This is a genomic window from Hoylesella oralis ATCC 33269 (assembly GCF_000185145.2).
GTDB classification, from domain to species: domain Bacteria; phylum Bacteroidota; class Bacteroidia; order Bacteroidales; family Bacteroidaceae; genus Prevotella; species Prevotella phocaeensis.
Genome location: NZ_GL833118.1, coordinates 127,418 through 142,236, shown reverse-complemented (window position 1 = coordinate 142,236; position 14,819 = coordinate 127,418). Strand labels below are relative to the sequence as shown.

The window sequence follows — 14,819 nt, the reverse complement described above, 5'->3', positions numbered from 1 at the left end:
TAATAACACTAATTTTAAGTAACGTTCTATGTATTTAGACAAGACAAAGAAAGAAGAGATCTTTGGACAATACGGAAAGTCTAACTCTGATACCGGTTCTGCAGAGAGCCAGATAGCATTGTTTTCATACCGTATTTCCCACCTGACGGAGCACCTTAAAACGCACCGTAAAGATCATACTACCGCCCGGGCATTGACAATGCTGGTAGGAAAACGTCGGGCATTACTTGACTACTTGTACGATCGCGACGTAGAGAGATATCGTGCAATCATAAAAGCTCTCGGGCTTCGCAAGTAGTACTACTTTGTTTAAGGCATGTAAAAAGGTGAGTCGTTACGGCTCGCCTTTTTTGTTATATATACCCTATGATTTTGCTACACATACATCCCAAGCCGGTCAGACAGGCATTCTACCGACGTCAGAGATACCGTTTTTTCAGAACTGGAAGTAGATGAACGGCTGGATGGTGCTGCTTTTAATCTGGATGACAATATAGATTACGGCTACTATCAGCAGAGCATATACCACTACATTGCAGCGTTTGAGTGCACCGATAATATCTTCTTGCCATCTATCGGGCAAGTAATGACTTACATATCCGAAGAGCATAAGAGCAAATACATATTTATATCCCGCCAATATCTGTACGAAGAGTTCGGGATGGAAAGCCGTAAACACCCTACAGAGCATACTCCATCCAACAGCAAACGTAGAGCTTCGGAAAAATATCCACGTAAAACATACGAAATGGAAAGTAAGCACGACAGCCACAAAACGCCGCCATCCATGGCTCCGATAATGCCGATCTCGGTGCAACACATCTGTTCTGAAAAATTTATGCGCCACCAATGCAAGGCCGTGCATGCCGCCCCAAGCCACGAAGTTGAGACTCGCACCATGCCAAAGTCCGCCAAGAAGCATGGTTACAAACAGATTGAAATACTGGCGTACCTTCCCCCTACGGTTGCCGCCCAGCGATATATAGATATAATCGCGTATCCATGTCGACAACGAAATGTGCCAACGTCGCCAAAAGTCGGTAATGCTCGAACTGTTGTAGGGCGCATTGAAGTTCAACGGGAAGTGGAAACCCAGCAGCAAGGCTATGCCGATAGCCATATCGCTATAGCCGCTGAAATCGCAATAAATCTGCAAAGCGTAGCCGTAGATGCCCAGCAGATTTTCTACACCGCTATAAAGTGTAGGGTTATCAAATATGCGATCTACGAAGTTCAGACTGATATAATCGCTGATAACCGCCTTCTTGAACAGTCCTATCACAATGAAATACACCCCGTGCGCGAACATGTCGTTCGTGATAACAATGGGCTTTCGTATCTGTGGAGCGAAGTCTGCCGCCCTTACAATAGGCCCTGCAACCAGTTGGGGAAAGAAAGAAACATAGAAAGCATAGTCGAGTATCGATGGCAGAGGTTTCAACGAACCGCGGTACACATCGATAGTATAGCTGAGACTCTGAAAGGTAAAGAAACTTATACCTACCGGTAAGAAGATATCCCACGGCTGGAAATTGCTGCCGATCATTTGGGATATCATGCCTGCAAAGAAGTTTGTGTACTTAAAATAGCCGAGCAAGCCGAGATCGATCAGCAGACTAAGCGCAACAAGCCATTGCCCGAGTATTCGATTTTCGCGTTTGCGATATATAAAACCGGCTATAATATAATCGCTGCACGTTACGATTGCCAGCAACACAAAGTACATACCGCTGCTCTTGTAATAGAAATAATAAGAGAAAGCCGTAACAAACAACAGCCGTGGAGTGAGCTTCTTTTGCAGCAACATGTAGAAAAACGTGAAGAAAAGAAACAATATAAGAAAGGTACCGCTCGAAAATATCATCGGCTCTTTCGGGTTGTACGAGAGTACGGATATCAGTCTTTCTATCATTGTTGCTCTATATTTTTACGACGTTTGTAGTTCTTAAGCCCCGTAACAAACGAGGGAAACACCTTTTTAGCTATCGCTTTCCCGCCTCCGAAGCTCAAATGAGTATAATCTTTATTGGCCATATTGCGATCAACAAGCTGCTTTACGCTTTCTTCGCCGCCCATTGCTTGGAAAAAGTTATAAAAGGCAACATGCGTATCGGCAGCCAATTGTTCTTGCAGAGCTACAAGGTTCTTTACCTCGCGCAGCGTCTTAATACCATTATCCGAACGCTGATCGCGATCCGGAACGCTCACTATCATGATACTTGCCGTAGGAAAAGCCTCTCTAAAGTGCTGTACCGCTTTCTTCATTTTATTGGTATAGCCCCGCAATACCGAGATGGGATTGCCTTTTATGGCCACGTTGAGCCCGAAATGCAGTATGATCAGGTCGTATGGGCGCATATTACGGAAATCGTGCAGCGTACTCATGGGTATCTTGGCCAGCGAGGTTCCCGACGATCCGCGCATACTGAAATTATCTAATATCACACCCGTAGCCGACTCGAGAGCTATACCGAAAAGCGTTGTTCCTGCCCCTACATCTGTAAATCTGTAATCGACAGAGCTCATATTTCCCACGGTTTCGAACATTTGAACATCTGTAGAACCGCCATAGACACGCGATATAGGCGTGCCGGATGAGGGAATAGCTTCGATAGACAATGAAGATAAAGTTCGAAAAAAGAGCTTTGACGAAGTCCAACTCTTGGAATGAGGATAGAAGCGCGACGCTTTAGTAAACACATGTGCCCCCTCTGTGGGTACATAATAGCGTTCTGCCAGACTTTGACGGCTGTTGTCGAAAGGTTTCTTTACCACTGCATACTCGGTAATACCGCTGTATTTCTGCTGTATAGAGCGACGCGAACCGATTATCGGTGTGCCGCAATCTACCCATCCCACGCCATTACCGCCGAATTTCTCTTGAAACATCTCTCGCAGATCTGCCGTAAGAATGTCGCCTTCGATATACGAATCGCCGTAATAGGCAATACGTACCGGCCGTTTAAGCTGCTTCACGCTGTCGAGCATGGCATAGAAATGGCTCATACCTCCGGCCTTTCCGCCCGAATAGTCTACGATAGGTGTCACACCTTTGTCCCATTTTTCAACGAAACGTACATGCTTTCCCGCCGTCGTTACCGCCATCAACGGTTTGGGAGCCTTAGGAATAGGAACGACATCGGTCTCCTTTTCTTCGGGTTCGGGCAACAACAAGCTCAAAATGTTGACATGCCTAAGCTCGGTACCTTCGACCGACAGCGTGGGCAACTGGTGCATCATCAACAACAAAAATACGACAATGCCGATTAAAGAAAACGTCTTTGCGGGCTGATTCATTTAATTATATCACATTTTAAAGCCATATCTCACAACCGTAATCGGGCGCAAAGGTATAAAAATACATGTTAACCTGTTTACAAAAACAAAACTTTTTCAATAAATAGATGCAATACTTAACCCAAACAGGCACTGCATCTAATCATAGCAGATATATGATGTAGCAACGATAGAGATAACCTCTATTCAAGACACTCTTGCAGAGGTATCATCACGAAATCGCGCTCTTGCATCAACGGGTGCGGAATTTTCAGGTCGGGTTCGTTCAGTCTGATATCATCGTACAGCAGAATATCGATGTCTATCACACGATCCTGATACACACTGCCTACAGACTTATGCGTACGACCGAGCTCTTTTTCTATCCGTTGAGACGATACCAAGACCTGTCGCGGACTAAGAACAGTAGAACAACACACGCAGGCATTGATGAAATCATTGGGCGAATTGAAGCCCCACGGCTTAGTTTCATAAAGAGCCGATCGACATTCAACCGTGCCGATCAGTTCCTCTATGCGTTCTATAGCCTGCCGAATGGTTCGCTTGCGATTACCTATGTTTGCACCCAAACCAAGATATACCTTGTGCATTTAATCGTCTAAAATAAGCAAGGAATCGCCGAAACAACCGAACTTATAGCCGTTTTCTACAGCCATTTCGTAGGCCTGCATCACCAAATCGTAGCCTCCGAATGCAGCTGTCTGCATCAGCAACGTTGAAAGGGGATGATAGAAATTGGCAATCATCGTATTGGCAAGCCCGAAATCGTATGGGGGAAAGATGAATTTATTAGTCCATCCGGAGAACTCTTTAAGCATTCCATCGGTACCGACTGCCGTTTCCGTGGCCTTTACCACACTCGTACCCACGGCACAGATGCGGTGGCCGCCTTTCTTAGTAGCATTGACTACCTCACACGCCTCGGCATCGATAATCATTTGTTCGGAGTCCATTTTATGCTTGGTCAGGTCTTCTACCTCTATCTCATGGAAGTTTCCGAGACCGCAATGCAGGGTAATAAAAGCGAAATTGATACCGCGTATCTCCATTCGCTTCATCAGTTCGCGGCTGAAGTGCAAACCTGTAGCAGGAGCAGTTACGGCACCTTCGTGCTTTGCAAAGATGCACTGGAAGTTCTCCAAATCCTCCTTGACGGCATGATGGTTCTCTCTATTATCGATAATATATCGGGGAAGCGGCGCTTCACCCAATGCAAAGAGCTCGCGTTTGAACTCTTCGTGCGGACAATCGTACAGAAATCGCAGCGTTCTACCACGGCTCGTAGTATTGTCTATGACCTCTGCAACCATGGTACTCGTATCATCGAAAAAAAGTTTATTGCCGATACGTATCTTACGGGCAGGTTCTACAAGCACGTCCCAAAGCCGCATTTCCTCATTCAGTTCGCGCAAAAGAAACACTTCTATCTTAGCATCGGTCTTTTCTTTGGTACCGTACAAGCGTGCCGGAAATACCTTCGTATCGTTGAAAATGAATGTATCGCCTTCGTCGAAATAGTCCAATATGTTCCGAAAATCAAGGTAATCGCCCTCGATGGGCTTACCTTTTTTATCTTTCTTGAACATCTCTATGGCCTGTGTTTTCTTATGAAGCACCATTAATCGGCTCTCATCACGACGAGTAACCCTAAACGTTTCTTTCGTTCCATCCTCGTTCTTGAACTTACGTTCGAAGCTATGAGGATACAATGCCACCTGCTCTTCGGGCAGTTTAAATTTGAATTGTGATAACTTCATATATTATGTTCTCTTTCTATTTCTTGTTTATCGAGCCATTCATCGAAGCGGTCGTAATCGATACAGTCTTCAACTCGGATGGCTCCTACTCGTGTACGGCGCAGAGAAACGAGGTACGCACCGCTATCGAGTGCCCGTCCCAAGTCCCGCGCAAGCGCCCTTATATAGGTTCCTTTGCCGCAGACAACACGAATGGTCAGCCGCATAGTAGCGGTATCGAAACCGATCAATTCTATTGCATCTATCCTTATGCGTTTCGGTTTCAGTGTTACGTTCTCGCCGGAACGCCTTAATGTATAAGCTCGTTCGCCATCTATCTTGCATGCACTGTACGAAGGCGGAACCTGTTCTATATCTCCGACGAAGCCATCAATAGCTTTCAAGACTGCTTCCCGCGTAATATGTGCCGTCGGAAAGGCCGCATTCTCCTCATGTTCGCAATCATAACTGGCCGTAGTTGCACCAAGTTGCAGCGTTGCCACATATTCCTTGGTATGCGCCTGCAGGCTTTCGATCTGCTTGGTAGCACGCCCTGTGCAAAGTATCAATACCCCCGTGGCCAGCGGATCGAGTGTTCCAGCATGCCCGACCTTTACCTTTGTCCCCCCCATACGTCGGGTGAGCAGGTAACGGATGTGTGCCAAAGCCCCGAAACTTGTTATGCCTAAAGGCTTGTCGATGGCAATAATCTCTCCTTGGAAGAAGTTCATCAGCTTACCATCGATAAGTTATGTCCCAATAAAAGCCATAAAAGAATGAAGCCGCCCACAATAATTCGGTAGACTCCGAAGGACTTAAATCCGTATTTGGTAAGGAAAGCAACGAACCATTTCATGGCAAGCAGCGCCACTACGAATGCCACCACGCAGCCCAAGGCGAGCATGGCAAGATTGTCAGGTGTGGCCCACGAGGTGTTTGCATCGCTGCCGAAGAACACTTCCCATACATCAAGAGCGGTAGCAGCTGCCATGGTTGGCACGGCAAGAAAGAACGAGAACTCGGCTGCGGCACGCCTTGTAAGCCTCTGAGACATCCCTCCGACGATGGTAGCCATAGAGCGCGACACGCCCGGAATCATGGCAATGCACTGGAAGAGGCCGATATTAAATGCCCTCCTTTCGGTAAGTACCGTTTCTTCTTTGCCCTTATTGAACAGTTTGTCGCAGAATATCATGAAGATACCTCCCACAACTAACATTATTGCAACGACTTCTACGCTTTCCAAAAAGCGGTCGATAAGCCCCGACATCTTACCGACAAAACCGATAACCATGGCCGGTACGAAAGCTACAAGCAGCTTCCAGTAAAAATTCCACTTATGGATAAACGCCTTGAATACCGAACTATTCGGCGGTACAGGCGTATGATCGAGACGGAAAAAGCGCCTCCAATAAAGACACACCACCGAGAGAATGGCGCCAAACTGTATAATAATGGTAAACGCCTTTACAAAAGGTGTGCTTTCTATACCCAATAATCCTTGGGTAATAATCATGTGTCCCGTCGACGAAACGGGTAAAAACTCGGTCAATCCTTCTACGATTGCCAGAATAATCGTTTGTAATACGGTCATTATATGAAATTAGATGACGTGACAGATGTTTACTGTTTATCTTTCGGTTTACGGATAATGCTGTAAATCATCGATACAAAACCGATGAAACACAGGGCAGGCGCAACCTTTATACGTACAGTACTGAAGATTTCCGGATCGAAAGTAGTCTCCGTAGAACCACTGCCGCTCATCAATATAAAGCCGAGAATGACCACACACATGCCGATTGCCAACATGATAAAGTTGACTTTATCGAATGCTAAATTCCTTTTATCCATATTCAAGTTTATCCGTCTGCCACAGGAGCACAGAGCTCCCGAAGCACTCAGGTTTTCTTACTATTAATTGTTATTCCTTTTATTTCAAAACATATAAGCACCTTCGGCCCACGCTATACAGCCACCTTTCCGGCAACAGACCGTCAGATTTTGTAGAGTTCTCCTGCCGTCATCTTCAGGAACTTGTTTACTGAAATGCTGGCACATGTACCAGTTATAACCATTCCAAATACAAATACCGACGCTACAGTGACCGTCAACACCTCCCATGTGGCCACATTGAGGATATCGGGGGTATATCTATAAAGCCCATAGAAGCATCCTGACAGCACTAAAACGGCCAATACGGAAGCTATCAGTCCGAAACACACGGCACGCCTTATAAAAGGACCGCGAATAAACGACCATGATGCCCCCACAAGTTTCATAGTATGTATAGAGAACCTGCGGGCATAAACGCTGAGTCTTATGGTGTTATTAATCAATGTGAACGACACGAAAGTGAGCAATACTGCCAAAATGAGCAGCACGAAACTTACCTTACTCAGGTTTTCATTCACACTATCCATCAGGTCTTGCTGATAAGTAACTTCACCAACCTTGGGATATTTCTTAAGTTCCTTGACAATCCAGCGCAACGAATCGCTGTTGGCATAGTCGGCATTCATACGCAATTCTATAAATCCCAGATAGGGATTGCTGCCGATAAACTCCGAAGGATCGGCACCCATCAGCTTGCTTTGCGTACGAAGAACTTGTTCCTTGCTAAGATACTCTATACTGTTGATATAGGATTTCGTGCGTAATGTCTTGCATATTTGGCGAGCTTCCGGGTTCGTAATATCTTCCTGAAGCACCATGGTTACCAAAAGATTTTCCTTGATCGAGGCAGACAGATTACGTGCAGTAAGCACCGAAAACACTATCATTCCCAATAAAATGAGCACCAATGCAATACTTATACATAGAGTTACGCCCTGCAATCCGTAACGACTGCCGGTTTTCTTTCGCTTCTTTCCCATATCAAAAAGGATATAACAGTCCAATTTTGTTGCAAAGTAACAAAAAAAAATATGACCAAACGACAGTTTAACGTGTATTAACGCGTACGTATTTTAAAAATATTTACCTTTGCATGACTTAACAAACCGAAGGAGAAGCCTTTCATTATGAGTACAAGAATTTACCCCGCACCTATATACGGGCCTGTCAGGAGCCGACGGTTGGGGCTCTCGTTAGGCATTAATCTGCTGCCGGAAGACGGAAAGAGCTGCACTTTCGACTGCATCTACTGCGAATGCGGGTTCAATAAAGACCGCATACCTACACGGAAACGCCCTACAAGAGCAGAGGTATCGAAAGCATTGGAAGCACAACTGAAGAAGATGCACGAGGCCGACGAGCATCTCGATGTGCTGACCTTTGCGGGTAATGGCGAACCTACAAGCCATCCGGAGTTTGCAGAAATCATCGACGACACCGTGAGATTGCGCAACCAATACTGCCCTGAAGCCAAAATATCGGTACTGAGCAATTCTACTTTCATACACAAACAAGCCGTACACAACGCTCTTTTGAAGGTAGACAACAACATTCTAAAGCTCGATACAGTAAATACCGACTACATTAAACTGGTAGACCAGCCGGTAAACAAACACTTCGATGTACAGCAACTCATTGAGGATTTAAAGTCTTTCAACGGCAAATTGATTATACAAACCATGTTCATGAAAGGCATGAGCGGCGTGCATAACGTAGATAACACGGGCGATGAATTCGTACAACCGTGGCTGAAAGCAGTGAGATACATAGCTCCCAAGGAGGTTATGATATACACCATCGACCGCGAAACGCCCGATCACGACCTACAGAAAGCTACTCCCGCAGAACTGAACGCCATCCGCGACCGTGTTAAAGCTATGGGCATTCCCTGCACGGCATCGTATTAAAGAACCTTACCTTACCCCTCTAAACAGAGGGCAGAAACAGGTTAGGGCGGTTAGATGTATAAGGTAACTTCGTTAGATGTATAATTTAATCAAGATAGCCACACCATCTATAGCTGACAAACAGACAACCTAAACGGATTACAGGAATTTAGCTTGTTTAAATTCTTATACATATATTTTGAGAAAAAGGCCATTTTAGAGTGCTTAAACAAGCTAAGTTTTTACGGTACCGTGTACTTTTCTGCTCTATAATGAAAGGCTGAACAGAGATTCTAAGTTGTGAACAAAAGGAATTGCCCCCTTTTCTGTCTCCCCTTTCCAAAGGGAGAAGCATAAACAAATTGGAATTACGTTTCTTTTAAAAAAGCAGGGCGAGACAGCCATTTTCTACTCCTATCACAATAAAAGAGGGACCGACCTCACGATCAGTCCCTCTCATAACAGTATAAAACGTAATAGGTATGAATTACATTTTACTGATAATGCCTAATTTTGTGGTTTCTATAAAACTGATAATATTCCTGATTTCCGGCGAATCGGGTACCTGTTCCTTGATTTGGAGCACAGAATCGAACACGCTGTTCTGCCCATGGAATACCAACCGATAGGCATTGGCGATGTGCTTCTGCACCTTTTCGTCGACGCCGTATGCCGTCATCATCGTGGTATTAGGACCGCCATAGCTCACAGGAACACCGCCCGCAACGATATAAGGCGGTACGTCCTTCGAAAATGTCGTGCCTGCCTGTATCATCGAACCGCTCCCCACACGCGTGCGAGCATTGGCGATTACCGACGAACTGAATATCACCCCGTCGCTTATTTCGCAGTCTCCGGCAATCTTAGTTCCATAACCGAACACGCAATGGTTACCCACCTTGGTGTCGTGAGAGATATGAACTCCCTCCATCAACATATTGTCATTGCCCAGTACAGTACGCCCTCCGGCATGCGTGGCACGGTTGATAACGACGTTCTCGCGTATGGTATTGTTGTCTCCAATAACCAGTTCGCTCTCTTCTCCGCGAAAGTTAAAATCCTGAGGAATGGCAGCCAACACCGTACATTGGTGCACCTTGTTACCGTTTCCCATGCGCGTACCGTTCATGATACTAACATACGGGAATATTATACAGTTATCTCCGATAACGACATCATCCTCTATATAGACGAAAGGAAATATCTTACAGTTATCTCCGATCTTGGCCTTGGGGGATACTTCTGCCCTTGCACTTATTTCACTTGCCATATCTTTTCTTGTTAAGTTAAACGTTATGCGCTATTTGGCGCCGCCTCCTAAGGCGTAATACAGATTTACGACAGCCTGCATCTTGCTGAAATCGTCGGATACTTTAGATAGTTCAGTGTTCAATAACGACTGTTGTGCGGAGATTACTTCTAAGTAAGTACTGCCGGCACTGGCCATTAAAGCCTTGGTATCTTCCACGTTTTGCTTGAGTACCTCTATCTGTTTGGCCTCTATCTTGCTCTTCTCGTCGGAGGTATTGTATAAAACAAGCGCATTACTAACCTCGCTTCCGGCGGTCAATATAGAGTTCTGCCATGTATTATATGCCTGTTCATACTGCGCTTTAGCTACCTTCAATCCGGCAATGAGCTTACCGTTCTGGAAGATAGGCTGCGTAAGCGAACCCACAGCAGAGAGCAACCATTTGCCCGGGTTGGTAATCATGCCGCCGGCACTATTGGTAAATGCGCCCGATGCACTGAGGTTCAGTGCCGGATAAAAGCGCGACCGAGCGGTTTCTACATTATAGAAACACTGGGCAAGCGACATCTCTGCAGCATGTACATCGGCACGATTGTTGAGCAACTGCACACCTACACCGGTAGAAAGATTGGTAGGTAAAGACTGACTTTCTAACTTCCCGCGCGGGATAGCCTGCACTTGTTGACCTACAAGCAGCGAGAGTGCATTCTCTGTTTCGCGCACCTGACGGTTCAAATCTGCCTTCCTCGTCAGCACGGAATAGTAGTTCGACTCGGCTGCCTGCACCGCTGTAGAACGCACGCCCCTTACCGCTTCTTTCTGTACTTTCATAATCTCCCACGTGTCTTTGGTCAATATTTCCATGTCAGACACCAGTTCCAACTGCCTATCAAGCATCAAAAGCGTGTAGTACATGTTGGCCATATTGGCAATAAGATTGGTCTGTACTGCCACCTGATAGTCGCGCGAGTGAAGCAAAGTTATCTGTGCAGCCCGCTTTTGCGACAGCAGATTGCCGAAGAGGTCTACACTCCAAGAGGCATTGATAGGCAGGCTATAGGTTTTGGTAGCCTTGTTTCCATCCCACGAAGCGATTGTTCCTTGCGGTGAGAAACTGAATGAAGGCAAGAAAGCCAGCTTGGCCGACTTGAGTTGAGCCTCTGCTATCTGCACGTTGAGCGCTGCATTGAGCAGGTTGGTATTATGGTTCAACCCTCGCTCTATAAGCACTTGTAACTGCGGATCGGTAAAAACGCTGCGCCAAGGCAGGTTGCCGAAGCTCGCCGTATCTCCGACGGCAAGGGTGTCTGCGGCAGACATAGCATCGCGAACGAGACCGCTTGTCTGTACTTCGGGGCGCTCATATTTTCCGTAAAGGCTCTTGCAGCCGGTAAGAACCAGCGCTGCAAGACCTGCTATAATGATATTTAATTTCTTCATTTTATTCTTTTTCTTTACATTGAATGAACTTGCCGTGGGCATATTGTTCTAACTCCGCAGCTACTTCGGGATTGTTTTCATCCTCGAACTTCAACGGTGTTATCCGCTCTTGCAGCCATTGGAATACGGCAAATAGCGACGGTACAACGAAGATTTGTATCAGTGTACCGATGAGCATACCGCCCACTGCAGCGGCTCCAAGCGTCTGGTTACCGTTCTTACCTACACCGGATGCGAACATCAAAGGCAGCAAACCGATAACCATGGCAAGCGATGTCATGAGGATAGGACGCAGACGTGCGGCGGCTCCCAATATGGCACTATAGCGAATGGCCATACCTGTACGGCGCCTCTCAAGGGCAAACTGTACTATCAAGATGGCGTTCTTGGCCAACAGACCGATCAACATAATCAGCGAAATCTGCATGTAGATATCGTTGGAATGGCCGAAGAGCTGCGTGAAGATAAATGCTCCGGCAAGACCGAACGGCAGAGACAGGATGACAGAGAGCGGCAAAATGTAACTCTCATACTGTGCAGATAAGATCAGATAAACGAACACTATACACAGCAAGAAGATAATTGCAGTGGAGTTGCTCGATTCTTGTTCCGACCGCGTAAGGCCCGAATAATCGAGTCCATAACCCTCCGGAAGCATCTGGGCAGCCACTTCTTCCACCGCTTTAATGGCCTGACCGGACGAATATCCGTCGGCTGCAGTAACATTGACATTGATAGATGTAAAGAGGTTAAAGCGGTTGATATTCGACGGACCGTACACTCTTCGCAGGTTAACGTATTCGCTTATGGGAACCATGCCCGATGAAGTGCGCACGTAAATATTGGAAAGACCGTCGGGACGCATACGGCTTGCCACATCGCCCTGTACCATTACACGGTACAACTTGCCGTAGGCATTGAAGTTGGAGGCATAAAGTCCACCGTAATAACCTTGCAATGTTGTCAACACAGTAGAAGGACTAATACCGCTTTGCTTACACTTCGACACATCCACATCTACCATATACTGCGGATAGTTCGGGTTGTAAGATGTCATAGCCGTCTGAATTTCCGGACGTTTGTTTAGCTCTGCAAGATATTCTTGGGTAATATTGAAGAACCTATTCAGGTCGCCTCCCGTCTTATCCTGCATAGAGAATGTTACACCGTTGGTAGCACCGAAGCCGGGAATCATAGGTGGTTGAAAGGCTATGATCTGTGCATCTTTGATGGAGGCAGTCTGTTTGTAAATCATACCCAATACGGCCGTGCTCGACTTAGAGTTGATGAAGAAACGCTTGATACCGTCTCCTTCCCACAAACCTGCAAGGTTATGGAAGAATCCACCGGGGCGTTCTTCGAACGGTTTCAGCTTGATAATGAAAGTAGCTTGGTCGGAACCTTGTCCTGCAATGAAGTTGTAACCCACGATTTGCTCACGGGATTGAATAGCAGGATTGCTTGCCAACATCTTATCTACGATATTCGTAATTTCTTGAGTACGTGCCTGACTGGTGGCGGGCGGTGTAGATATGGTGACGAACAGCGTGCCTGTATCCTCGTCGGGCACAAGGCCTGTCTTGGTTGTCTGCATTGTTACCACGAGCACTATGATGCCTATAAGGATAATAACTCCCGTAAGAATGCGGCGATTAATGGATTTCTCTACACCTTTCTTATATTTAGCGACTGTCTTATCGAATACGATATTGAAGCCTGCATGGAACCTGCTGATGAATGTAGACTTATGTTCACCCTCTTCATCTGCATGGGGTTTTAAGAATATGGCACACAATGCGGGTGATAATGTCAATGCGTTGACAGCCGAAATGATGATACTTACTGCCATCGTAACACCGAATTCACGATAGAAAGTACCGCTGGTTCCGCCGATAAACGATACCGGCACGAACACCGCTGCCATTACCAAAGTAATAGAAATGATGGCTCCGGAAATTTCGTTCATAGCATCTATAGACGCCGTTAGTGCACTTTGGTAACCTTGATCGAGTTTGGCATGCACGGCTTCCACCACGACTATGGCATCATCCACCACTATCGCAATTGCCAACAACAATGCCGAAAGTACCAGAAGGTTGATGGAAAATCCGAATACCCACAGGAAGAAGAATGAGCCGATCAATGCTACAGGCACGGCAATCAGCGGAATTAACGTCGACCGCATGTCCTGCAAAAAGATGTAAACCACGAAGAATACCAGTACAAGCGTAATGACAAGTGTCTTGATAACCTCCTCTATTGAAGCATAAAGGAACTCTGTTACATCATAATTGATCTTGTATTCCATCCCGGGAGGGAAACTCTTGGCCTGTTTATCGAGCTCTGCCTTCACATTCTTGGCAATCTCATTGGCGTTAGAACCGGCAATTTGCTGCACCATACCCATCACAGAGGGCTGGTTGTTGTTCTTCATTGAAACGGAATACTGCAATCCTCCCAGCTCAATCTTAGCTACATCCTTTAATTTCAGTGTCTGTCCGTTCGCGTCACTGCTGATGATAATGTTCTCATATTCATCGGCTGTTTTCAAACGACCTTTATAACGCATCACGTATTCATAGGCCATATTGCTCTGTTCACCGAACTTTCCGGGAGCAGCTTCTATATTCTGTTCCGCCAATGCACCCGTCACATCCGAGGGAATCAGGCCATATTGCTTCATCTTATCCGGCTGCAACCATATTCTCATAGAGTAGGTCTTCATACCGGGAGTATTCACATCACCGACTCCATTGATACGTTTAATAGCCGGAATGATATTGATGTTATTGTAATTGGTAAGGAATTCATCGTCGTATTTGCCGTCTTCTGTAGTCAGTGTATACATCAACACTTGGGAAGACTGGCGTTTAGAAACGGTAACGCCCACCCTTGTTACTTCTGCTGGTAGCAATGCCTGCGCCTGACTCACACGGTTTTGAACGTTCACAGCCGCCATATCTGCGTTTGTTCCCTGCTTGAAATAAACGGTAATTGATGCATAACCGTCGTTCGTAGTCTGCGAAGTCATGTACGTCATGTTCTCTACACCGTTGATACTTTCCTCCAATGGCGTGACTACAGAGTTCATTACCGTCTGCGCATCGGCACCGGTATAGGTCGTAGAAACCGCGATCGTCGGCGGTGCAATGTCAGGATACTGCGCGATAGGCAGCGATATAAGTCCGATTCCTCCCAATAATACGAAGAATATCGATATTACCGTAGACAGTACCGGACGCTTGATAAAATGTGTAAATGTCATAAGTTATCTGAAATTATTATCCCTATTCGTTTATCTGCACATATATA

Annotated in this window: 13 protein-coding genes; 2 read left to right on the top strand and 11 right to left on the bottom strand. The window is 46.1% G+C overall.

The window, feature by feature from the left end:
* The first annotated feature begins 28 nt into the window (after positions 1-28).
* On the top strand, positions 29-298 hold the full coding sequence (gene rpsO / locus HMPREF0663_RS02225; RefSeq protein WP_004368483.1) for a 30S ribosomal protein S15: 270 nt from the start codon (positions 29-31) through the stop codon (positions 296-298).
* Between the two features lie 138 nt (positions 299-436).
* Here the strand turns inward: rpsO and HMPREF0663_RS02220 are convergent, their stop codons facing one another.
* From HMPREF0663_RS02220 to HMPREF0663_RS02185, 8 genes are all read right to left on the bottom strand, one after another.
* Positions 437-1,912 carry an MBOAT family O-acyltransferase gene (locus tag HMPREF0663_RS02220; RefSeq protein WP_004368482.1) on the bottom strand — a complete coding sequence of 492 codons (1,476 nt, stop codon included), beginning with the start codon at positions 1,910-1,912 and terminating at the stop codon, positions 437-439.
* Entirely contained in the window at positions 1,909-3,297 is a 1,389-nt protein-coding gene (locus HMPREF0663_RS02215; RefSeq protein ID WP_004368481.1) for an SGNH/GDSL hydrolase family protein, read from the bottom strand. The genes HMPREF0663_RS02220 and HMPREF0663_RS02215 overlap by 4 nt, the downstream gene beginning before the upstream one ends.
* A gap of 182 nt (positions 3,298-3,479) precedes the next feature.
* Complete coding sequence (gene folK / locus HMPREF0663_RS02210; protein WP_004368480.1) at positions 3,480-3,887, bottom strand: 2-amino-4-hydroxy-6-hydroxymethyldihydropteridine diphosphokinase; 408 nt, start codon at positions 3,885-3,887, stop codon at positions 3,480-3,482.
* Positions 3,888-5,054, bottom strand: coding sequence for a tRNA preQ1(34) S-adenosylmethionine ribosyltransferase-isomerase QueA (queA, locus tag HMPREF0663_RS02205; protein WP_004368479.1), 1,167 nt, complete (start codon positions 5,052-5,054; stop codon positions 3,888-3,890).
* A complete protein-coding gene (gene truB / locus HMPREF0663_RS02200; RefSeq protein WP_004368478.1) occupies positions 5,051-5,764 on the bottom strand; it encodes a tRNA pseudouridine(55) synthase TruB in 714 nt (237 codons plus the stop codon). The genes queA and truB overlap by 4 nt, the downstream gene beginning before the upstream one ends.
* The gene (locus HMPREF0663_RS02195) at positions 5,764-6,627 is read right to left on the bottom strand and encodes an undecaprenyl-diphosphate phosphatase (RefSeq protein WP_004368477.1); all 864 of its coding nucleotides are present in this window, start codon (positions 6,625-6,627) and stop codon (positions 5,764-5,766) included. Before HMPREF0663_RS02195 ends, truB begins: the two co-directional genes overlap by 1 nt.
* Before the next feature lie 29 nt (positions 6,628-6,656).
* A complete protein-coding gene (locus HMPREF0663_RS02190; RefSeq protein WP_004368476.1) occupies positions 6,657-6,887 on the bottom strand; it encodes a DUF3098 domain-containing protein in 231 nt (76 codons plus the stop codon).
* Between the two features lie 143 nt (positions 6,888-7,030).
* The gene (locus tag HMPREF0663_RS02185; RefSeq protein WP_004368475.1) at positions 7,031-7,909 is read right to left on the bottom strand and encodes a cell division protein FtsX; all 879 of its coding nucleotides are present in this window, start codon (positions 7,907-7,909) and stop codon (positions 7,031-7,033) included.
* A gap of 147 nt (positions 7,910-8,056) precedes the next feature.
* On the opposite strand from HMPREF0663_RS02185, the gene HMPREF0663_RS02180 reads away from it, so the two are divergent.
* On the top strand, positions 8,057-8,836 hold the full coding sequence (locus tag HMPREF0663_RS02180) for a radical SAM protein (RefSeq protein ID WP_004368474.1): 780 nt from the start codon (positions 8,057-8,059) through the stop codon (positions 8,834-8,836).
* 466 nt (positions 8,837-9,302) lie between these two features.
* Here the strand turns inward: HMPREF0663_RS02180 and lpxA are convergent, their stop codons facing one another.
* Genes lpxA through HMPREF0663_RS02165 form a run of 3 tightly spaced genes read right to left on the bottom strand, consistent with a single transcriptional unit; the run spans position 9,303 to position 14,772 of the window.
* Entirely contained in the window at positions 9,303-10,085 is a 783-nt protein-coding gene (gene lpxA / locus HMPREF0663_RS02175) for an acyl-ACP--UDP-N-acetylglucosamine O-acyltransferase (RefSeq protein WP_004368472.1), read from the bottom strand.
* Between the two features lie 30 nt (positions 10,086-10,115).
* A complete protein-coding gene (locus HMPREF0663_RS02170) occupies positions 10,116-11,507 on the bottom strand; it encodes an efflux transporter outer membrane subunit (protein WP_016665530.1) in 1,392 nt (463 codons plus the stop codon).
* A gap of 1 nt (position 11,508) precedes the next feature.
* Entirely contained in the window at positions 11,509-14,772 is a 3,264-nt protein-coding gene (locus HMPREF0663_RS02165; RefSeq protein ID WP_004368468.1) for an efflux RND transporter permease subunit, read from the bottom strand.
* Between the last annotated feature and the right edge of the window lie 47 nt (positions 14,773-14,819).